Below are 20,196 nucleotides of genomic sequence, written 5' to 3'. Positions count from 1 at the left end.
CCACCGCCTCTATGGTCGACACCGCTCCCGGCTCCGGCGCCTTGCGCACGCGGTAGCGCGAGGGCGCCACCTGCGCCAGCGTCACCCTGGGCAACGCTTCGAGCAGCGGATTGAGGTACAAAAGCTTGCGAGCCTTGCGCCAGGTGCCATCGGGGACTATCAGCATGAGCGGCCTGTCGCCTGTATCGCCGTAGGCTGCAAGCACTTGGGCCTGCTCACCTGGAAACAACAGCACCGGCCGATACTCAGGTGCATCCAGCAAATCACCCAGGTCTTCAAACACCTCGCCCACGCGCAACTCGGCATTGACCAGGCCAAGGGCAGCCAGGCGTGCGGTATTCAGGGCGTGCGAGGTTTCACTGGGGTGCTGCAGCAGGACCACGCGGGTGCGGCTGTCGAGCGAGGGGATCAGTGGGCAAAGGCAGTGATCGAGCGGGCGCAGGCAGCGCTCGCAGCGGGGTCTGGACATCGGTTTCTCCTTACCGGGCGCAGTGTGCCACAGCCCTGAGGAAAAGCCCCACATCCATGTGGGAGAGGCGGTAAATCAGCGGTTGAAGCGCTCTGCCAGGCTGTGCAGATACTCGGCCATTCGCTCCAGGTCCTGGCTGATTTCAGCCCCCTGCTTGGCCTGCCCTGCCGTCTGGTCACACAACTGGGCGATGCGCACGATCTGCTGGTTGATGTCTTCGACCACGTGGCTCTGCTGCTCCGACGCCGTCGCCATCTGCTGGCTCATGCCGGTGATGCGGCTGACCGCCTGGGCAATCCCGGCCAGCGCCGACTGCACCGCCTCGACACTGTGCACGCTGTCCCGTGAGATCTGCTCACCGCGGCTGGCCGTGCTTACCGCTCGCTCGGCGCCAGTGCGCAGGGAGGCAATGATCTGGTGGATTTCCTCGGTCGAGGTACGCGTGCGCTGGGCCAGCGAGCGCACCTCATCGGCCACCACGGCAAAGCCCCTGCCCTGCTCACCCGCGCGCGCCGCCTCGATCGCGGCATTGAGCGCCAGCAAATTGGTCTGTTCGGCAATCGAGGTGATGGTGTCGACCACGCTGCCGATCGACTGGGTCTGCTCAGCCAGGGCGTTGACCGCCTGGCCGATGTCGCTGACCGCCTCACTCATGCTGCCCATCGCCTTGAGGCTCTGCCGGGCCAGTTCGCTGCCCTGCTGCGCCAACTGATCGGCATCGCCCGCAGCATGCGCGGTGCTTTGCACGTTATGCGTGACTTCCTGAATGGTCGCCGCCATTTGCGCAATGGCGGTGGCCGACTGATCGGTCTCACTGCGTTGGCGGTCGAGCATCTGCGCCTGGGCATCGGACAGGTCGGCTGACTGGGCGGCCCGCGACTTCACGCCGACGCCGGCGTCCACCAGGCGTGTCAGGGCGGTTTGCAGCCTCGCTTCCTCGCTGATGATCGCCAGGTCGAGCTGGCCGTGCAGGCCCGGATTGTCACTGTACGTCAGCGCAACCAGCGGGCTGGTGAAGGCCTTGGGATGTTCGGCCAGTGTGCGGCGGATCGCCTGGTTATGCCGTTGTTCGATCAGGTACCAGGCCAACAGCATACTGGCCATCAGCACGCCCAGCGCTGCATAGGGTGGTAACCAAAGGTAGCCGGCGGCCGACAACAGGCCTGCGCCTATCAGCGGCCAGCCATCACCAACGCCACGCCCCAGCCGCGCGGCCCAGGCTACAGCCGGGCGACCGGCGCGCAGACGCGCATACAGCCGTTCTGCGCGGCGGATCTGCTCACGGCTGGGCACCGACCGCACCGACTCGTAGCCGCTGATGCGGCCGTTTTCATAAATGGCGGTGACATAAGCACTCACCCAGTAGAAATCACCGTTCTTGGCGCGATTCTTCACCACGCCCATCCAGGGTTTGCCTTGTTTGATGGTGTCCCACATATGCCCGAAAACCGTCGGTGGCATGTCGGGGTGACGCACCAGGTTGTGGGTCTGGCCCACCAGCTCGTCGTAGGTGAACCCGCTGATGGCCACGAACGCGTCGTTGCAGTAGGTGATGCGGCTGTTCAGGTCGGTGGTAGAGATCAGCCGCTGGTCGCTGGAAAACGTTCTTTCATGCTCAGTGACGGGCAAATTCATGCGCATCTGGGCGGTCCTTGCTTGTGTAGATGAAGGGGAAAATCATCAAAGCAAGTAGAGGTTTAGCAGAACGCCATCAGCGTAGTAGTCAGGTTTGTAGGAAATTTATTCATGCCGACGGAATGACCAAAACGTCCTGTTCATCAGCCAACATTGAGCTGGCTTTTGAGCAGGTCACGGAAGGTCTGAATCAAGGGTTCACGGCTGCGACCGCGGCGGATTATCAGCGAAAATGGCGCCTGATAGCCGAAAGTGGCCGGAGACAATACGCGCAGGTCGCCCTTGTCGACCCAAGCCTGGGCATAGTGCTCGGGCAGGTAGCCGATATAGGCACCTGACAGGATCAGAATGAGCTGCGCCTCCATGCTTTCGACGGTCGCCGCGCTGTGTTTGAAGCCATGCCGGGCCAACTCCGCCTGGCTCCAGTAACCGCGCCCGACCATGCGCTGTTGGGTCACCACCGGTTCGGGGATACGCCGCTCGGCGAACAGCGGGTGGCGGCTGCTGCAGTACAACCAATGCTGCTCGCGGTACAGCGGCTGGTAAACCAGGCCACTCATGCGCGAGGAGAACGCCCCGATGGCCAGGTCCAGGCGGTTGTCCTGCACGCCAAGCTGCAGCTCATAGGGGCTGGATACCGAAAGGTGCAGGTGCACCGCAGGGTGCTCCTGGCTGTAGGCTCCGATCGCTTCAGCCAACGGCAGCGCGCGGTCGCCCACGGTCGAGTCGATCACCCCGAGGTTGAGCGTACCGCGCAGCTCACCCTTGAGCGCTGCGGCGTATTGCTCGAAGCCATCGAGCTCCGCCAGCAGGCGCAAGGTCTCCTGATGGAACAGCTCGCCCTTGCTGGTCAGGCTGAAACCGCCACGCCCGCGGTGGCACAGCACGATGCCCAAGGCGCCTTCGAGCTGGCTCATGTAGGTACTGATGGCCGAGGTCGACAGGTTGAGATCGCGCTGGGCATTGGCGAAGCCTTGGTGGCGCACCACGCTGACAAAGATGCGCAGCAGTTTCAGGTCGGGCAAGGTCGAGGCCATGGTGCAACGGTTCCGCTGTGTCATTTGCGCGCAGTCTAACCGCTGCGCTGGCGTTTAGTTCAGAAATTCCTGAAGTAAGTATTTGCCGGTAGCGATTTTTCCCACGCACTACCTTGAGCAGACTTGGCCGAAATGTCCCTGCCCGCCGGCATAACCACATTTCAAGGCGCGCGGCGGCACAGGTTCGAACAAACAAAACAATCGACCGACTGATGAGGCCCACCGTGGACAAAGTTCTCCATCAACCACTGGGCGGCAACGAAATGCCGCGTTTCGGCGGCATCGCCACCATGCTCCGTCTCCCCCACCTGCAAAGCGCCGAAGGCCTGGACGCCGCGTTCATCGGCGTGCCGCTGGACATCGGCACCTCGCTGCGCTCCGGCACCCGCTTCGGCCCACGGCAGATCCGCGCCGAATCGGTGATGATCCGCCCGTACAACATGGCCACCGGTGCCGCCCCGTTCGACTCGCTGTCGGTGGCCGACATCGGTGACGTGGCGATCAACACCTTCAACCTGCTCGACGCCGTGCGCATCATCGAAGAAGCCTACGACGAGATTGTCGAGCACAATGTCATCCCGATGACGCTGGGTGGCGACCACACCATCACCCTGCCGATCCTGCGCGCCCTGCACAAGAAGCACGGCAAGATCGGCCTGGTGCACATCGACGCCCACGCCGACGTCAACGATCACATGTTCGGTGAGAAAATCGCCCACGGCACCACCTTCCGCCGCGCGGTGGAAGAGGGCCTGCTCGATTGCGACCGCGTGGTCCAGATCGGCCTGCGCGCCCAGGGCTACACCGCCGACGACTTCAACTGGAGCCGCCGCCAGGGCTTTCGCGTGGTGCAGGCCGAAGAGTGCTGGCACAAGTCACTGGAACCGCTGATGGCCGAAGTGCGCGAAAAAGTCGGCGGCGGCCCGGTGTACCTGTCGTTCGACATCGACGGTATCGACCCGGCCTGGGCCCCGGGCACCGGCACCCCGGAAATCGGCGGCTTGACCACCATCCAGGCGATGGAGATCATTCGCGGCTGCCACGGCCTGGACCTGATCGGCTGTGACCTTGTCGAAGTCTCCCCGCCTTACGACACCACCGGCAACACCTCGCTGCTCGGTGCCAACCTGCTGTTCGAAATGCTCTGCGTGCTGCCCGGCGTCGTGCGCCGCTGAAACTTGCTGCACCCCGGCAGGAGCCATGAGGGAGGGCCACAGAGGCCCGCCAACACAAGACAAGACCGCCAGGCGCCGTGAACCCGCCTGAGCGGTCGATCTCGCCATAATAAAGATAATCGGGAGACCCCCAATGGCCTTGGACATCATTGTTGTAATGATCTATACCGCCGGCATGCTCGGGCTGGGCTGGTATGGCATGCGGCGCGCAAAAACCCACGAAGACTATCTGGTGGCAGGGCGCAACCTGGGCCCGACCTTGTACATGGGCACCATGGCCACCACCGTGCTCGGTGGCGCCTCCACCGTCGGCACCGTGCGCCTTGGCTATGTGCACGGCATCTCCGGCTTCTGGCTGTGCGCAGCCTTGGGCCTGGGCATCATCGCCCTCAACCTGTTCCTCGCCAAACCGCTGCTGCGCCTGAAGATCTTCACCGTGACCCAGGTACTGGAACGTCGCTACAACCCCATGGCGCGCCAGGCCAGTGCGGCAATCATGCTGGCCTATGCGCTGATGATCGGCGTCACCTCGACCCTGGCCATGGCGACTGTCCTGCAGGTGTTGCTGGACTTGCCGTTCTGGATGTCGCTGCTGCTCGGCGGCGGTGTGGTGGTGGTCTATTCGACCATCGGCGGCATGTGGTCGTTGACCCTGACCGATATCGTCCAGTTCGTGATCAAGACCGTGGGCCTGATGTTCATCCTGCTGCCGGTGTGCCTGTACAACGCCGGTGGCTGGGACACCCTGGTAGCCAAGCTGCCGGCGGCCAGCTTCGCCTGGACCACCATCGGCTGGGACACCATCATCACCTACTTCCTGATCTACTTCTTCGGCATCCTGATCGGTCAGGACATCTGGCAGCGGGTGTTCACCGCCCGTGATGAGAAGGTCTGCCAACGCGCCGGCACGACTGCAGGCCTGTACTGCGTGCTATATGGCCTGGCCTGCGCCCTGATCGGCATGGCCGCGCATGTGCTGATGCCGGACCTGGCCAACCCGAACAACGCGTTCGCCGAGATGATCAAGAGCCAGTTGCCTGATGGTATCCGTGGCCTGCTGATGGCCGCTGCCCTGGCAGCGATGATGTCGACCGCCAGCGCCGGCCTGCTGGCCGCCTCGACCACCATTACCGAAGACCTGCTGCCAAAACTGCGTGGCGGCAAGCAGTCGAGCCTGGGTGTCAGCCGCCTGTTCACCCTGCTCACCGGCTTGGTGGTGTTGGGCATCGCCCTGGCGGTGAACGATGTGATCAGCGCACTGACGCTGGCCTACAACCTGCTGGTCGGCGGCATGCTGATCCCGCTGATCGGGGCTATCTTCTGGAAACGTGCAACCACTGCAGGGGCCATCGCCAGCATGTCGCTGGGCTTTGCCACGGCGCTGTGGTTCATGTTCAAGGACGGGCTGGACGCCAATACGCCGATCTACTACAGCCTGGCGGTTGGCCTGGTGAGTTTCGTGCTGGTCAGCCTGCTGTCGCGTAAACCGGTAGGGGTGGTGAAGCTGGCTTGAGGGTAAGATCGAGCGTCGCCCAGGCAGCGCTCGATCCCAAAGGTGCCGGCGCAACCCAGGCATGCGCTCGACCGCATGCACAACGCCCCGAAAACAACCAACAAAAAAGCCACGGCATCATCTCTGATATCGCGGCTTTTGTTGGTTTCAACGACGACGCGGCTGGCGCCTGCGCTGCTCTTCATCAGTCGGGATAGGCACCGGCTGCAAGGGTGGTGGTATCAGCCCCAGGGCGACAGCCAAGTCGTGGAGCCAGTTGAACATTTGGTTTTTCATAGTGCCCCCTTGACGGGTCAGCCTCTCGGTCAATCAATCCTGCGATGTTTCATACAGATCATAGCCCGATGTCCTGTATTACGCATGCCCTTGTACTTACAGATAGGGGCAAGTTTGACGCGGATCAAGCGGAAACGGTGGATTCCGACGGCTGGTTAATCGTTTCGCTTTGTTGCAAATCGACCCACGCCTGCAAATTCGCCCCTCGCATCCCCTGCCGCCACATCAGCCAGGTCACCGCCTGATCGAACGGCGCCTGCAGGCGATGGACCCGCACGCGGTCACGCCCCGGCAGGCTGTCGAGCATCGATTGCGCCATCAGCGCCACGCCCGCGCCGGCTATCACACAGGCCAGCATGCTCTGGTAAGACTCGATCTCCATTACCCGCCCCATGGGCGTATGTGCATGGGCATACCACGCCTCCAGGCGCATCCGGTAGGAACAGCCCTGGCGGAAGGTGAACACCGCCTTGCCCGCCACATCCCTGGCGCTGTGCACTGTTGGGTGTTCAGGGCTGGTGATCAGTACCAGTTCTTCTTCGCACAAGGGCACGCCATCGAGCCCCGCCAGGCTCGGAGGCCCGTCCACCAGTGCGGCGTCCAGGCGGTGGCTGAGCAACCCCTCGAGCAATTCGCCACTGGGGGCAGCCTGCACCTGCAAGTTAACGGCAGGATAGGCCTGATGGTAGCGCGCCAACAGCACTGGCAGGTGAATGGCCGCCGTGCTGTACATGGTGCCCAGGACGAAGTCGCCGGCCGGCTGCCCGCCCTGTACCGCCGCCATGGCTTCGTCACGCAGCGCCGCCAGGCGGTTGGCGTAATCCAGCAGCACCTTGCCAGCGGGTGACAACTGCAGACGCTGGCGTTCACGCAAGAACAGCTCCACGCCCAGTTGCTCTTCAAGCTGGCGCAAGCGCGTGGACAGGTTCGACGGCACCCGGTGCAGGCGCTCGGCGGCGCGAGTGATGGAACCTTCCTCTGCGACCGCCTGGAAGATACGCAGCTGGCTGAACTCCATGATATTCTCCAAAACAGAACAACTTGATCATCATTATTCAATTTTATTGAAAACAAAAGCGCCCTAACCTGCCATCCATCGTTTACACCCGCGCAGGAGTGTCCTCATGTCGCCGTTCGTACAACTGCTGGCCAGCGCCGTAGCCCTGATGATGGCCATGGGCATCGGCCGCTTCGCTCTCACCCCACAACTGCCGCAACTGATCGCCGAAGGCCAGTTCGACCTGACCGCCGCCGGCCTGGTCGCGGCGGCCAACTACCTGGGTTATTTCATTGGCGCGGCAGACGCCATGTTCGCCCGCACCCCCGCCCAGGTCAGGCTGCGCCTGCATGGCGGCCTGTGGCTTTGCGCAGTGCTGACCCTGGCGTCCTGGGCTGCGGACGGGTTCTGGAGCCACCTGCTGCTGCGCTTCGGCACGGGTGTTGCCAGTGCCTGGGTGCTGGTGATGATCACCAGCCTCAGCCAGCAACTGGCCAACGCCAACAACCGTCCGCGCCTGGGCGCCCTGGTGTTCGCCGGGCCCGGCCTGGGCATCGCCGTCACCGGCCTGCTGGCATTGCTCGCTCACTTGCTCGGTATGAGCTCGGCAGCGTTATGGCTGGTGTATGCCGTTGCCGCGCTGGTCATGCTGCTGGCTGTGTACCCCTGGCTGCCTCGCGCTCAGGAACCCGCCGTGGTACCGCGCACGGCGCAGCAAGGGGCGACGCGCAGCGTTGGCATTGGCCGCCTTGGCCTGGTGTATGCCTTGTATGGCGTGGGTTACATCCTGCCGGCCACGTTCCTCTCGCAAATGGCCAACCAACAGTTCCAGGGCAACTGGATGGCCGATCTGTTCTGGCCAGCGTTTGGTGTGGCGGCGGCGATGGGCGTGGTGCTGGTGAGTGTGCGACGCGCCGGCCGCACTTCGGCCTGGCTGAGCGCGACCTTGTGGCTGCAAGGCCTTGGCGTGCTGGCCTGCCTGATGGGCGGTGGCCTTGGCCTCGCCTTGGGCGTAGTGCTCTGCGGTACGCCGTTCCTGGCATGCATGCAGTTGGTGATGCAACGCTCGCGGGAGCTCGCGCCGCATGCGACGCAGCGCAATGCCGCGCTGTTGACTGCGTGCTTTGCGCTGGGGCAATTGAGCGGGCCGTTGCTGGCGGCGTTGAGCAACCATTACAGCGGGAGCCTGCAGCTGGCGCTGGTAACTGCGGCGGCTGGGTTGGCGCTGGCAGGGATATTGGTTCTTACCGGCACACGCAACAACCAGAACTGCCAAATTGCAGGGCGGGTTGCGTGATGGATCAAGCTTGATCAATACCGGCCCTGTCGCCGGCAAGCCAGCTCACAGATGCCCCACTGACCTCAGGTTTAGTGGGGTACCTGTGGGAGCCGGCTTGCCGGCGAAGGGCCAGTAACAGCAACCCCTATCCCACAAACCTGCGCAATTGCTGCTTCACCCAAGGCTCGGCACTGACCAGCACCACGCCGAGCAAAACCATTACGGCCCCGAGCACAAAATTCACGCTCAGCGGTTCATCCAGCAAGAGCACGCCAAACGTCACCCCAAATAATGGGGTAATGAAGGAAAACACCGCCAAATTCGAGGCCAAGTACTTACGCAGCAACCAGAACCACGTCAGGTAGCTGACAAACGACACCACAATGCCCTGGAACAGCACGCTGCCGACCGCCAAGGGCGTCCACGAAACCTTGTCGATCTGCCCGCTGAGCAAGGCGATCAGCACTAACCCGACAAAACCTACTGCCAGTTGGTAGAAGAGGGTCAACGTCGCAGGCGCCTCGGACAAGCGCGAACCCCGTACCACCACGGTCGTCGCCCCCCAAGCCAACCCGGCCAGCACACCGAAGGCATCGCCGAGCAGCATGCGCCCGTCCATTTCTTCGAACGACACGCCCCCGGCAAACGCAGTAGCAATTCCGCCGAACGCCAACAGAATGCCCAGCCACTGCAGCAGGCGCAGCCGCTCGCTGGGCAGCATGAAATGTAGCCCAAGTGCCGTGAACACCGGCGCGGTATAGAGGAACACAGACATGTGCGCCGCCGATGTCAGCTTCAGCCCCTCGGCGATGAACAGGAACTCCAGGCCAAACAAACCGCCGGCCAGCAACCCGCCACGCCAGGTACTCCCCACCTGCCCCCAGCCACCGCGCCAGCAGATCATCAAGCCGACCAGCACCGCCGCAAGGCCGTTGCGCAGTGCAGCTTGCATCACCGGCGCAATATCAACCGCCGCAGACTTGATCAGGACCTGCTGGCAACCCCAGATCAGGCACAGCCCGAGCATCACCTGAAAGGCAAAGGCGTCGGGGCTCTTGCGGGCCGCGCTCATAGGCGGCCCTCCTGAGTGATCGATGGCATGGGCAAGGCTCGGCAGTTTTCAAAGAACACCGATTATCGGGTTTCCTTGGCCGACCTTGCCAGCCTCAAAACGACCTCAAGCGATCTGCGCTTTTGCAGACACGTGCTCGAAGGTGGTTTCGTCCAGCGCATCTTCCTGGTCATCCAGTACCTGGCGCGGGTGCTCGAAGCCCGGGATGCTGCTGTCGATCAGGCTCAACAGCCGCGACCCGCGCTCGGTGAGCACGAAGTTCTCTCCATTGCCGCCATCCTCTGGCGGCCGGCTCTCGACGAAGCCGCGCTCGAATAGCAGCTTCTCGTACTCGCAGGCACGGGTTTTCAGATGGTCCACATCCCCCACCGGCTGGCCTTCGGCGGCCAGAGCCGCAGCGTGCTGCTCGGCATAGGGGCGTGGTGTGAAGCTGTGACCGGCGCCGTTCTGCACTTCGTGCAGCAAGCGCTCGATCAGGTCCCAGTTGTAGGTAATGCTCATGGCTATGGCCTCTTGCTGTGGACGCATGGGGTACACAGCTTGGGACCGGTCGCGGGTCTGGTGCGTTCCAAAAGATCTCAGCGCTGGCGCTGCTGGGCTTGCATGTACTGGCGCAGCAACTGATTAATCCGCGTCTGATAACCCGCCCCCTGATCCTTGAACCAGGTGAGGACATCAGCGTCCAGGCGAATGGTTACTGCCTGCTTCGCCGGGACACGCAGTTCAGCCTGCTGGAAGAAAGCCTGGTCCAACTCGGGGATATCCGAGGTATCAATATCTTTATCGTCCATTTGAGCCAGGCGGCTCCAATCAGTTTTCGATGCTTTGGTCATAGTGTTTGGCCTCCCATCTGGTGGCTTTACGTGCGGAAATGATGCGGATTACCTCACCCTGCCTCTCCGTGTACACGACTACCCCAAGCAAGGCATTGAGCCATCCCAAGCTTACCCAGCGCTCCTCAGCGTATTGTGCGCTGTCGTCCCGTCGGGTCAACATGGGATGGTTGAACATGTCGGGCACATCAGCGAAATCGATGCCGTGCTTTCGGATATTGGTTTGATTTTTCGTTGCGTCCCACTCAAATATCATGGGGCGCCCTGTATTTACAGATGTACATACGATACCTCCTCTTTCATCGCGAGACTAGGACGAGGTCACTCGAGCATCAATGGGGCCAGGAGGTTAAACGCCAGTTTCGGAAAGGGATTACAGCCGAGATAGAAAAGCCGCACAGATCCATTACAGGCCATAGCCTTCAGATCATTGCTGCTTCGTGAGATAGCCAATAAACAACCGAAACAACTCCGCATTCCCGGCAATCCCAACCGCTGCCAGATGTTGTGCCGGTGCACCTTGACCGTCCCTTCCGAAATCCCCAGCGCCCGCGAGATCGACTGGCTGCTGTGCCCCTGCAAAATCAGCTTGGCCACATGCCGCTGGGTTTCGGTCAACTGGCCCTGGAGGATATCGACGAAGGCGTCTTCCAACTGGCTGTCCGAGTCCTGCGGGTCGGCCAGGTCTTCGGCATGAGCAAGGTGCAGGTGCTGGCTGAAAATGGCATCGATCAGCGGCGTCAGCGCAGCGAGGCGTTGGGTTTCATCGGTTTCGAACGCCCCCTTGTGCAAGCCGCGCATCAAGGAAAACACCAGCGCCGTGCGTGGGCGCACAGGGACGATGAAGCCGATTTCTTCGATCAAGCTGCCGTGGTGCATTGTTGGTGCAAGCGACGTAGAACGGGTCGAGCAAATAGCCCCCGCGCAGATACGCCTTGAGCGTACGCTCGGTCACCCGCTGGTTGTAGCCATCGTGCACCAACAGCGCCGGCTGGTTGAAGCGAAACAGGTAAGCGCAGCTCATGTCGAAATCGACCACGCCCTTGAGCGCAGTGTCGATGGCCGGGCCCAGTGCGTCGCTGCCGATGCTGCGAATCACCGTGGCCAGGCGGTTGGCGTGGTCGCTGTTCATGGCTGCGGCCTGTGCGGGTGGAAAGAGGGGCACGCATGCCGCCCTGCGGCACGCGCCGGACGGCATTGAACGATGCCTGGCCCCGTCAGTGCTGCGGTGCGCTGACCGGCAACAGCCCCGCCTGTTGCTCCTGGCGGCCCAGTTCCTCAGCTTTAGGCACTGCCAGCCAGTAGGCCAGGAGCATGCCCAGCAGGCCGCTGGCAAGTTTGCCGATGATCAGCGGGCCAATGAACGTGGGCTGGAAGTTGGCCGAATAGGCCAGGTGGTCACCAAAGGTGAAGGCTGCGCACACGGCGAAGGCGATCACCAGCACCTTGTCTTTCGGCGGCATGTCGCCCACCAGGCGGAACATTGCCAGGATGTTCGCCGAAGCAGCGAGCACGCCGGCAGCGCCCACCGGCGACAGGCCAAACCTGGAGGCCACCGTTTCGATCGGCCGCGACAGGAAGCGCTTGATCAGGTAGACCATCGGGAACGCGCCGCACAGCATGATGCCGACGTAACCGGCAATTTCCAGCGCCCGGAACTGGTCGTCCTTGTCAGCGATGATCGGCGCAAAGCCCCAGCCGCCGAACAGCGCAGTGAATGCACCGGTGAAGTACTCGACGATCGACGCCACCAGTACCAGCGTCGCCGCCGCGTACATCAATTGCCCCAGCTTGAGGAACAGGCTCACCATCAGGTTGGGGAAGTACCGCAGGGCCGCCGCCAGCGCCACGCAGAACAGGATCAGCGGCGACAAGTTGCGCAGCAAGGTCGGCAGGGTGAAGTGCAGCGCCTGGGTCGCCGCGCCTGCGGTGGCGATGTCCGGGCGCACGCCAAGGCCCATGGCCTGCATGCCCATGGCAATCAGTACGATGCTGATCGGAATGCTCAGCAAACCGGCCATGATGCCCAGCGCCATGTACTTGTGGTCGGCCTTGTTGAGCATCACCAGGCCCACCGAGATGACGAAGATCACCGTCGAACCGCACTGAAAACCGGTGATCAGGCCGAGAATCCAGCCTTCAGGGCTGTGCGACAGCGCCTGGGCCAGCTGGTAACCGCCCAGGTCCGAGGCGATGAAGATCGGCCCGGCGATGCCGGCATCGGCGCCCATGGCCAGGAACAGCCGGCCAATGAACTGGCTGATGAAGCTGGAGATGTATGGGATGGCGGCCATGATGCCCGCCACCGGGATGAAGATCGGGCCGATGCTGTGCAGGCCAGCGGTGAATTCTTTGGCCAGTTCTGATTCTGCATTGATGATCGACGCGATGGCGCCGACCACGGCGCAGGCCATGATCACGTAAATGACGTAGGTGCCTATGTTTTCCATCTGCTGCCTCTGTGTTGTTGGAGTTGGCTTGGGGGCAGAATTGAAGGGTGTAGCCTTTTGTTGTTGTAGGGCCGGCAGCACGGTGCCGGCCGGGTGTTACATGGCGGTGTAGGCGTTGTCGACGAACAGGTGCGAGCCACTGACGAAGCTCGACTCGTCGCTGGCGAGGAACAGTGCGGCAGCGGCCACTTCGGCGGGGTCGCAAAGCCGGCCCTGCATGGTCTTGATGGCTTCGTCGGAGGCATCCACACCGTAGCCGCGCAGCAGGTCGAGTTCGCGCCGGCCGTGGGCGGTGCCGATGAAGCCCGGGCAAATGGCGTTGCTGCGGATGTGCTGGTCGCGGTATTCCACGGCCAAAGCACGCGCGAACATGTGGCAGGCGCCCTTGGTGGTGCAGTAGAGCACTTCCATCGGCGTGCCCACCACGGCCGAAATCGACGACGTGCAGATCACGCTGCCGCCACCGGCGGCCAGCATGCCCGGCAGCACTGCCTTGGTCACCAGGAACATGCTTTTCACGTTGACGCTCATCAAACGGTCCCAATCGGCTTCGCTGGTCTCCAGAAATGGCCCGGCAGCGATGATGCCTGCGTGATTCATCAGCACCGTGATCGGCCCGAAGTGCGCCTGGGCCTGGCTGACGGCGCGGTGCACCTGATCGGCCACGGAAACGTCTGCCGCGACGAACAGGGCTTGTCCGCCCGTTGCATTGATGCGCGCCGCTACGGCTTCACCTTGGCTGCTGGGCAAGTCGAGGATCGCCACCTTGGCGCCCTCGGCGGCAAACAGCTCCGACGCTGCCAGGCCACATCCCCCTGCCCCGCCGGTAATCAGTGCCACCTTGCCTTTCAATCGATCCATGGGTCTGCTCCTCGGTTGTTCTGGTTGTGGCTCCAAACTAGAGCCGAGGGCAGTCGGGGTCCATATACCCAGGGGTATAGGCCAGGTGCACAGGGGCTTCCGCCGGTCGTGGAGGCGGAACTTACCGGCATGCAGGCGCCTCCACCGGGCATCCCCACCGCCGGAGGTATAAAGGATGAAACCGCTGCTGCGCATCGCCTGTGCGACCGCCCTGTTCTGCGCCCTGCCCGCCTGGGCCTGCACGCCGGAAGAGGCCACCCAGAAACGTGAAGAACTGGCCGGGCTGGTGAGCCAGCTGACCGAACAGAACCCGCAGAAAGCCAAGGAAATTAACGATGAGCTCCAGGGGATGGAGCTGGGGACGGCGAGCAAGGACTTGCCCGACAAGTGTCAGCTGATCGACAAGCGGATCAAGGAGCTGAAGGAGGCGGAGAAGAAGGCGGATTGATCTATTACATCAAGACCCAATCGCCGGCAAGCCAGCTCCCACAGTGATCGCATCGCCCTTGAGGCTGATGGAGTACCTGTGGGAGCCGGCTTGCCGGCGATAGGGCCAGCATTGACTGATTACTCAGCAGCAGGCTTGCGCTTTTTCAGCGGTGCCAGGCCATCGGAGCTGGTCAGCGGTGCATTGGCCTTCGGCTTGGCGGTAGGCTTGCGCTTCACGGCCTTCTTGTCGCCAGTTTTCTTCTCGGTCTTTTTCTTCTTGGTGCCGGCAGCCTTGCCCGACGCCTTGACCTTCTTCGGCCCGTTGTAGGTGCCCTTCACTTCCTTGATCACACGGCGCTCGAACTGCTGCTTGAGGTAGCGTTCGATGCTGGACATCAGGTTCCAGTCATTGTGGGTGATCAACGAAATCGCCAGGCCTTCGCCGCCGGCACGGCCGGTACGGCCAATGCGGTGCACATACTCGTCGCCGCTGCGCGGCATGTCGAAGTTGATCACCAGGTCCAGGCCGTCGATGTCCAGGCCACGGGCCGCCACGTCGGTGGCTACCAGCACCTTGGAGCTGCCCTGCTTGAAGCGCTCGATGGCCAGCTTGCGGTCCTTCTGGTCCTTTTCACCGTGCAACACGAACGCTTTTACGTCCTTGGCGACCAAGTGGCCGTAGATACGGTCGGCAAGCACGCGGGTGTTGGTGAAGATGATCGCCTTGTCGAATTTTTCGTTGGCCAGCAGCCACTGCACGATCGCCTCTTTGTGCTGGTCGTGGTCAGCGGTGATGACCTGCTGGCGGGTGCCTTCCGCCAGCTGCGAAACACTGTTGAGCATCAGGTGCTCAGGGTCTTTCAGCACTTTGCCGATGATGTCGCGCAGGGCCGCGCCGCCGGTGGTGGCCGAGAACAGCAGGGTTTGCTCGCGGTTCTCACACTCCTTGCACAGGCGCTCCATGTCTTCGGCGAAGCCCATGTCGAGCATGCGGTCGGCTTCGTCGAGGATCATCACCTGCACGTGGGACAGGTCGAGGTTGCCGGCATTGAGCTGCTCGAGCAGGCGGCCCGGGGTGCCGATCAGCACGTCCGGCACCTTGCGCAGCATGGCGGCCTGTTCCTTGAAGTCCTCACCGCCGGTGACCAGGCCCGCCTTGATGTAGGTGAACTGCGAGAACAGCTGCACTTGCTTGAGGGTCTGCTGGGCCAGCTCGCGGGTCGGCAGCAGGATCAGCGCGCGGATCTCGACGCGCGCGCCTTTCAGGTCGACCAGGCGGTTGAGCAGCGGCAGGACGAAGGCCGCGGTCTTGCCGCTGCCGGTCTGCGCGGTCACACGCAGATCACGCCCTTGCAGGGCCAAGGGGATGGCCGCGGCCTGCACCGGTGTTGGCTCGACAAATTTAAGCTCGGCCACGGCTTTAAGCAGGCGTTCATGCAGGGCGAATTGGGAGAACACGGAGGTAACCTCAGGCAAGTGCGGGAAATTCAGTTGCATAGGGTAACGTTTTCTGCAGCCGGAGCCGAATTTCTTTTGGCAACTTTGTCGCCATCCGCGCTCTAATGGCGCTTCGTTTCGTAAGCAAAGACCGTACTCAAGCTCATGGATATGCAAAAACTCTGGCGCGACAGCCTCGACCTGTGGGGCACCCTCGACCAACACCCCATGCTCCACGCCGCCATCGGCCTGGCCGTGCTGCTGCTGGTTTCCCTGGTGATCGGCCGCCTGGCGCGCTTTCTGATCCTGCACGGCACGCGCCTGCTGGCCCGCCAGCCTGCGCTCAAATGGCTCGACGACCTGCGCCACAACAAGGTGTTTCACCGCCTGGCGCAGACCACACCGTCGCTGGTCATCCAGTTCGGGCTGAAACTGGTACCGGAGCTGTCCGATACCGCCCAGCACTTCCTTGGCAATATGGCGCTGGCGTTTACCCTGCTGTTCATGACCCTGGCGCTGTCGTGCCTGCTCGATGGCCTGCTCGACATCTATGCCCGCACCGAACATGCCCGCACCCGCTCGATCAAGGGCTATGTGCAACTGGCGAAGATGATGCTGTGGATTTTCGCCTCCATCGTCATCGTCGCCACCCTGATCGACCGTTCACCCCTGTTGCTGCTGTCAGGCCTGGGTGCGATGTCGGCAGTATTGCTGTTGGTGTACAAGGACACCCTGTTGTCGTTCGTCGCCAGCGTGCAGCTCACCAGTAACGACATGCTGCACGTCGGCGACTGGATCGAAATGCCCCAGGTCGGCGCCGATGGCGACGTGGTCGATATCACCCTGCACACGGTGAAGGTGCAGAACTTCGACAAGACCATTGTCTCGATCCCCACCTGGCGGCTGATGAGCGAGTCGTTCCGCAACTACCGCGGCATGCAGCAATCGGGCGGCCGGCGGATCAAACGCAGCCTGTTCATCGATGCGGCGGGCGTGCGTTTTCTGACCCGCGAAGAAGAACAGCGCCTGAGCGGAGTGCGCCTGCTCGCTGACTACCTGGCCGGCAAGCGCCAGGAGCTCCATGAATGGAACGAAGCCCTGGGACCGGTGGCCGAGCTGTCGGCCAACCGCCGCCAACTGACCAACATCGGCACCTTCCGCGCCTTTGCCCTGGCTTACCTGAGGAACCACCCCAACGTGCACCAGGGCATGACCTGCATGGTCCGGCAGATGCAGACCGGCGCCGAAGGGGTGCCGCTGGAGATCTACTGCTTCACCACCACGACCGTGTGGGCCGAGTACGAACGGATCCAGGGGGATATCTTCGATTACCTGCTGGCGGTGTTGCCGGAGTTTGGGCTGAGCTTGTATCAGCAGCCGAGTGGCAATGACATGCGGGTGGGGCTGGCGGGGCGCGTTTCGGTAGAGCCAGCGCCGCGTCGCCTGGAAGAAATGAGCGAGGCTTGAGATTGTTGGGGCCGCTTTGCGGCCCTTTCGCGACACGAGGCCGCTCCTACCGGGGGTTTGCGTCCGTAGGAGGAGCGGCCTTGTGTCGCGAAAGGGCTGCGCAGCAGCCCCAAATCACCCCGCATAACCCAGCAGGTACAACAACCCGGTCAAGGTGACTAAAGAAGCCACCGTCGACAACAGTATCGTCCGCGATATCAGCCCCGCTTCCCGGTTGTAATACTCCGCCAGCATGAATGGCCCGGTCCCCGTCGGCAGCGCCGCCAGCAGTACCGCTGAAGCAGCCCACATGTTCGGCAGGCTGAATACCTTGAACGCCAACACCCAGGTCAGCGCTGGCTGCCCTACCAGCTTCATCGCAACCAGTGGCCATGGGCTGGCCTGAGCACCGCTGCGTTTCTCTGCCAGAAACGCCCCCAGCGAAATCAATGCACAGGGCGTGGTGGCCAAGGCCAGCATGTCGAGAAAATGCATCACCGGTTCCGCCAACCCCAAACCGGACATTGCCCAAGCGGCCCCCAGCACAGGCGAAATCACCAAGGGGTTCTTCACCAGCGCCTTGCCCACTACCCACATGGCGCGGCCGATCCGCTTCTCTTCCTGTAGGCCAATTTCGATCAGCGTCAGCGATATCGCGAACACCAGGCAGACCACGATCAACGAAGAAATCAACGCAGGCTGCAGCCCGGGCTGACCGAACAGCAGCAAACACAGCGGGATGCCGATATAGCCGGTGTTGGCATACCCCGCGCTGAGCCCGTCGATGCTGGCCGCGACCAGCCCGTGGCCGCTGAACAGCCGCCAGGCCAGCGTGGCCACGAACATCGCCAGCGCCCCTGCGCCAAAGGCCACGATGAACCCTGGGTGCCATACCTCGCTCCAGGTTGCGGTGGCTGTGACCTTGAACAGCAGGGCCGGCAGGCACAGCCAGACCACCATCTTGTTGATCTCGGCCGCAGCCTTGTCGCCAAGCTTGTTGGTCCGGCGGCAAAGATAACCGACCAGGATCAACGCAAAGATCGGCGCGACGATGACCAGGATGGTGTGCATGTCAGGCCCTGCGCACCAGCGGTGCATCCGTGCGGCTGCCCAGGCGGCTCAGCCACACGGAGGCCAGGATGATCGCGCCACCGATGAGCAAGCGCCCCAATGGCTCGTGCTGGTTCCAGATCAGCAGGTTGAGCAGCAGCCCCACCGGCACGTGCAGGTTGTTCATCACCGCCAGCGTAGCGCCGGACACCATGCAGGCCCCCTTGTTCCACCAGTACAAGCCCAGCGCTGTCGGGCACAGCCCGAGGAACAGCAGCACCAGCCATTGCACGTCGGTGCTCGGCAAATGCTGGGTGTTGCCAAACAGCAGGAAAGCCGGCAGCACGACGATCAACGCCCCCAGGTAGAAGTAGCCGAAACGCTTGTAATGCGGCAGGTCGCTGGGGTGGCGGGCAACCAGATGGCGGTACAGCACCTGGCCGGCAGCGTAGGTGAAGTTGGCCAACTGCAGCAGCAAAAAGCCGATGAAGAAGTCGCCACTGATGCTGTCGAAGCGGATCACCGCCGCCCCTGCGACCGCGACCAAGGCAGCGAGCAAGGCCCATGGGTTGAAGCGGCGGTTCAGCGCATCCTCGATCAGGGTCACGTGCAGTGGCGTGAGGATCGTGAACAGCAGCACCTCAGGTACGGTCAGCACGCGGAAACTCAGGTACAGGCAGACATAGGTGATGCCGTACTGCAGCGCACCGATCAGCAGCATCGAGCGCATGAAGCGCGGCTCGACCTGGCGCCAGCGGGTCAGCGGCAGGAAAACCAGGCCCGCCAGCACCACGCGTGCGAGCACGGCAAAGTAGCTGTCGACGTGCCCGGCCAGGTACTCGCCGATCAGGCTGAAGGAAAACGCCTGGATCAGCGCGACGATTATCAGGTAGCCCATGGTTGCCTCTCGTAAATCAAGGCCGCGACCTTAGCGGGTTGCGACCGATGTGTTCAACCATGCGCAATGTGGGGGCTGCGCATTTCATGGGCGTGAGTGATTCACACACAAAAAAAAACCCGGCCATCGAGGCCGGGCAGGTACACCCAAAGGAGCAAACAAGGTGTCAGGGTTGGGAATTCGTTGACGCTCAGGCCACCGCAGCCAGCTTGGCCTTGGCCTGGTTGATGCCTTTCTCGTGGAAGTCACCGCTCATGTTCAGGCCTTCGGCATGGATGAAGTTCACATCGTGAATGCCGATGAATGCCATCACCTGGCGCAGGTACGGCTCCTGATGGTCGCTGGTGGCGCCGGCGTGGATGCCGCCACGGGCAGTCAGGACAATGGCGCGCTTGCCGGTCAGCAGGCCTTGCGGGCCGGTCGGGGTGTACTTGAAGGTGATGCCGGCACGCAATACGTGGTCAAGCCAGGCCTTGAGCGTGCTGGGGATGGTGAAGTTGTACATCGGTGCAGCCATCACCAGCACGTCGGCCGCCAGCAGCTCATCGGTCAGCTCGTTGGAACGGGCCAGGGCCTCCAGTTCAGCGGCATTGCGCTGCTCTTCAGGCTTCATCCAGCCACCGAGCAGGTTGGCGTCCAGGTGCGGCACCGGGGTCACCGCCAGATCGCGAACGGTGATCTCGTCGGCCGGGTGCGCTGCTTGCCAGTGTTCGATGAAGTCACGGGTCAGTTGACGGGAAACGGAATCCTGCTGGCGGGCGCTGCTTTCGACGATCAGTACGCGGGACATGGGTGCCTCCATCGGCAAAATGGGTTGCGATTCGATGGAGGTGAGATTAAGGCTTGACCTATCGATAAAAAAGCGTAAAAAGTGGGTGCAATCTATCGATTAATCAGTTTTATTCCGCTTTGCAGTTCACTGCGATGCGCAGCTTGATGATCTGCCGATTGAACTTGGCCGTGACGTCCACACTTTTGCCCGCCGGTACATTCACCCGGCGTACCCGTGGCGCTTCCGGGCCGTTGCGGAACGTCACCTTGCAGGCCGCCGGCACTTGCCCATAGTTGTTCAGGGTGATGGCTCCGATGTCGTACGCGGTGTCGTAGGCGGTGTAGTCCAGCTTGACTCCGGCCAGTTCCTTCTCCACGTCGATGGGGTAAGCCATGGCCCCGAGGGGCAGGCACATCAGTATTGCCGCACAACATTTCTTCATGGGGCGCTCTCCTTGAAAGAGCGCAGCTTAGGTCAACAGGAGCCAAAGATGAAAGCGCCGCGCGTAACCCTGGATCAGTGGCGAACCTTGCAGGCAGTGGTCGATCACGGCGGGTTTGCCCAGGC

The 20,196-nt window shown here is 62.4% G+C and carries 22 protein-coding genes and 1 pseudogene; 6 read left to right on the top strand and 17 right to left on the bottom strand.

Annotated elements, in window-relative coordinates:
• The 3 genes from BLX42_RS02565 to BLX42_RS02555 form a co-directional block, all read right to left on the bottom strand.
• Nucleotides 1–469 (bottom strand): tRNA-uridine aminocarboxypropyltransferase (locus BLX42_RS02565; RefSeq protein ID WP_161871074.1); only part of this gene is annotated, 469 nt, incomplete at its 3' end.
• 75 nt (nucleotides 470–544) lie between these two features.
• Nucleotides 545–2,110 (bottom strand): PAS domain-containing methyl-accepting chemotaxis protein, encoded by a 1,566-nt coding sequence (locus tag BLX42_RS02560; RefSeq protein ID WP_161871073.1) that lies wholly within the window; start codon nucleotides 2,108–2,110, stop codon nucleotides 545–547.
• 137 nt (nucleotides 2,111–2,247) lie between these two features.
• Nucleotides 2,248–3,141, bottom strand: coding sequence for a LysR family transcriptional regulator (locus BLX42_RS02555; protein WP_012315640.1), 894 nt, complete (start codon nucleotides 3,139–3,141; stop codon nucleotides 2,248–2,250).
• A gap of 224 nt (nucleotides 3,142–3,365) precedes the next feature.
• Here BLX42_RS02555 and speB point away from each other — a divergent pair, with 224 nt between their 5' ends.
• Nucleotides 3,366–4,316 (top strand): agmatinase, encoded by a 951-nt coding sequence (gene speB, locus BLX42_RS02550; protein ID WP_012315641.1) that lies wholly within the window; start codon nucleotides 3,366–3,368, stop codon nucleotides 4,314–4,316.
• A gap of 133 nt (nucleotides 4,317–4,449) precedes the next feature.
• Complete coding sequence (locus tag BLX42_RS02545) at nucleotides 4,450–5,829, top strand: sodium:solute symporter (RefSeq protein ID WP_046788072.1); 1,380 nt, start codon at nucleotides 4,450–4,452, stop codon at nucleotides 5,827–5,829.
• Nucleotides 5,830–5,976: 147 nt separating this feature from the next.
• On the opposite strand, the gene BLX42_RS27075 is transcribed toward BLX42_RS02545, so the two are convergent.
• Together BLX42_RS27075 and BLX42_RS02540 are read right to left on the bottom strand one after the other, a co-directional pair.
• Nucleotides 5,977–6,105 (bottom strand): PA1414 family protein, encoded by a 129-nt coding sequence (locus BLX42_RS27075; protein WP_008090807.1) that lies wholly within the window; start codon nucleotides 6,103–6,105, stop codon nucleotides 5,977–5,979.
• Between the two features lie 124 nt (nucleotides 6,106–6,229).
• Entirely contained in the window at nucleotides 6,230–7,123 is an 894-nt protein-coding gene (locus tag BLX42_RS02540) for a LysR family transcriptional regulator (protein WP_046788071.1), read from the bottom strand.
• A gap of 106 nt (nucleotides 7,124–7,229) precedes the next feature.
• Here BLX42_RS02540 and BLX42_RS02535 point away from each other — a divergent pair, with 106 nt between their 5' ends.
• Entirely contained in the window at nucleotides 7,230–8,399 is a 1,170-nt protein-coding gene (locus tag BLX42_RS02535; RefSeq protein WP_161871072.1) for an MFS transporter, read from the top strand.
• A gap of 127 nt (nucleotides 8,400–8,526) precedes the next feature.
• Here BLX42_RS02535 and BLX42_RS02530 read toward each other — a convergent pair whose 3' ends face one another.
• From BLX42_RS02530 to BLX42_RS02500, 7 genes and pseudogenes are all read right to left on the bottom strand, one after another.
• Complete coding sequence (locus tag BLX42_RS02530) at nucleotides 8,527–9,453, bottom strand: DMT family transporter (protein WP_046788069.1); 927 nt, start codon at nucleotides 9,451–9,453, stop codon at nucleotides 8,527–8,529.
• A gap of 105 nt (nucleotides 9,454–9,558) precedes the next feature.
• Entirely contained in the window at nucleotides 9,559–9,954 is a 396-nt protein-coding gene (locus tag BLX42_RS02525; protein ID WP_161871071.1) for a transcriptional regulator, read from the bottom strand.
• Nucleotides 9,955–10,031: 77 nt separating this feature from the next.
• The gene (locus BLX42_RS02520) at nucleotides 10,032–10,286 is read right to left on the bottom strand and encodes a BrnA antitoxin family protein (protein WP_012315648.1); all 255 of its coding nucleotides are present in this window, start codon (nucleotides 10,284–10,286) and stop codon (nucleotides 10,032–10,034) included.
• Nucleotides 10,264–10,542, bottom strand: coding sequence for a BrnT family toxin (locus BLX42_RS02515; RefSeq protein ID WP_046788068.1), 279 nt, complete (start codon nucleotides 10,540–10,542; stop codon nucleotides 10,264–10,266). Before BLX42_RS02515 ends, BLX42_RS02520 begins: the two co-directional genes overlap by 23 nt.
• 171 nt (nucleotides 10,543–10,713) lie before the next feature.
• Nucleotides 10,714–11,418, bottom strand: a pseudogene (locus BLX42_RS27130) (LuxR C-terminal-related transcriptional regulator).
• 85 nt (nucleotides 11,419–11,503) lie between these two features.
• Nucleotides 11,504–12,736 (bottom strand): ethanolamine utilization protein EutH, encoded by a 1,233-nt coding sequence (eutH, locus tag BLX42_RS02505; protein WP_161871070.1) that lies wholly within the window; start codon nucleotides 12,734–12,736, stop codon nucleotides 11,504–11,506.
• A 96-nt stretch (nucleotides 12,737–12,832) separates the two neighbouring features.
• Nucleotides 12,833–13,597: an SDR family NAD(P)-dependent oxidoreductase gene (locus BLX42_RS02500; RefSeq protein ID WP_046788066.1), complete on the bottom strand. Its 765-nt coding sequence runs from the start codon at nucleotides 13,595–13,597 to the stop codon at nucleotides 12,833–12,835.
• Nucleotides 13,598–13,772: 175 nt separating this feature from the next.
• Between BLX42_RS02500 and BLX42_RS02495 the strand changes: the two genes are divergently transcribed.
• Entirely contained in the window at nucleotides 13,773–14,045 is a 273-nt protein-coding gene (locus BLX42_RS02495) for a hypothetical protein (RefSeq protein WP_046788065.1), read from the top strand.
• A 119-nt stretch (nucleotides 14,046–14,164) separates the two neighbouring features.
• Here BLX42_RS02495 and BLX42_RS02490 read toward each other — a convergent pair whose 3' ends face one another.
• The gene (locus tag BLX42_RS02490; RefSeq protein WP_012315652.1) at nucleotides 14,165–15,523 is read right to left on the bottom strand and encodes a DEAD/DEAH box helicase; all 1,359 of its coding nucleotides are present in this window, start codon (nucleotides 15,521–15,523) and stop codon (nucleotides 14,165–14,167) included.
• A 105-nt stretch (nucleotides 15,524–15,628) separates the two neighbouring features.
• Here BLX42_RS02490 and BLX42_RS02485 point away from each other — a divergent pair, with 105 nt between their 5' ends.
• Nucleotides 15,629–16,930, top strand: a complete 1,302-nt coding sequence (locus BLX42_RS02485) for a mechanosensitive ion channel family protein (RefSeq protein ID WP_161871069.1) — start codon at nucleotides 15,629–15,631, stop codon at nucleotides 16,928–16,930.
• A 114-nt stretch (nucleotides 16,931–17,044) separates the two neighbouring features.
• Here BLX42_RS02485 and BLX42_RS02480 read toward each other — a convergent pair whose 3' ends face one another.
• The 4 genes from BLX42_RS02480 to BLX42_RS02465 all read right to left on the bottom strand — a co-directional run bounded on the left by BLX42_RS02480 (nucleotide 17,045) and on the right by BLX42_RS02465 (nucleotide 20,071).
• Nucleotides 17,045–17,980, bottom strand: coding sequence for an AEC family transporter (locus BLX42_RS02480; RefSeq protein ID WP_161871068.1), 936 nt, complete (start codon nucleotides 17,978–17,980; stop codon nucleotides 17,045–17,047).
• A gap of 1 nt (nucleotide 17,981) precedes the next feature.
• Entirely contained in the window at nucleotides 17,982–18,857 is an 876-nt protein-coding gene (locus BLX42_RS02475) for a carboxylate/amino acid/amine transporter (protein WP_039603958.1), read from the bottom strand.
• A gap of 190 nt (nucleotides 18,858–19,047) precedes the next feature.
• Complete coding sequence (locus BLX42_RS02470) at nucleotides 19,048–19,647, bottom strand: FMN-dependent NADH-azoreductase (protein WP_046788059.1); 600 nt, start codon at nucleotides 19,645–19,647, stop codon at nucleotides 19,048–19,050.
• Between the two features lie 109 nt (nucleotides 19,648–19,756).
• Nucleotides 19,757–20,071, bottom strand: coding sequence for a hypothetical protein (locus tag BLX42_RS02465; protein ID WP_012315657.1), 315 nt, complete (start codon nucleotides 20,069–20,071; stop codon nucleotides 19,757–19,759).
• Nucleotides 20,072–20,119: 48 nt separating this feature from the next.
• Here BLX42_RS02465 and BLX42_RS26765 point away from each other — a divergent pair.
• Nucleotides 20,120–20,196 (top strand): hypothetical protein (locus tag BLX42_RS26765; RefSeq protein ID WP_237614014.1); only part of this gene is annotated, 77 nt, incomplete at its 3' end.

This window comes from Pseudomonas sp. SG-MS2, assembly GCF_009933855.1.
Taxonomy (GTDB): Bacteria; Pseudomonadota; Gammaproteobacteria; order Pseudomonadales; family Pseudomonadaceae; genus Aquipseudomonas; species Aquipseudomonas putida_E.
Note: the sequence above shows the minus strand (reverse complement) of the source record. Positions and strands in the feature narration are given on the sequence as shown.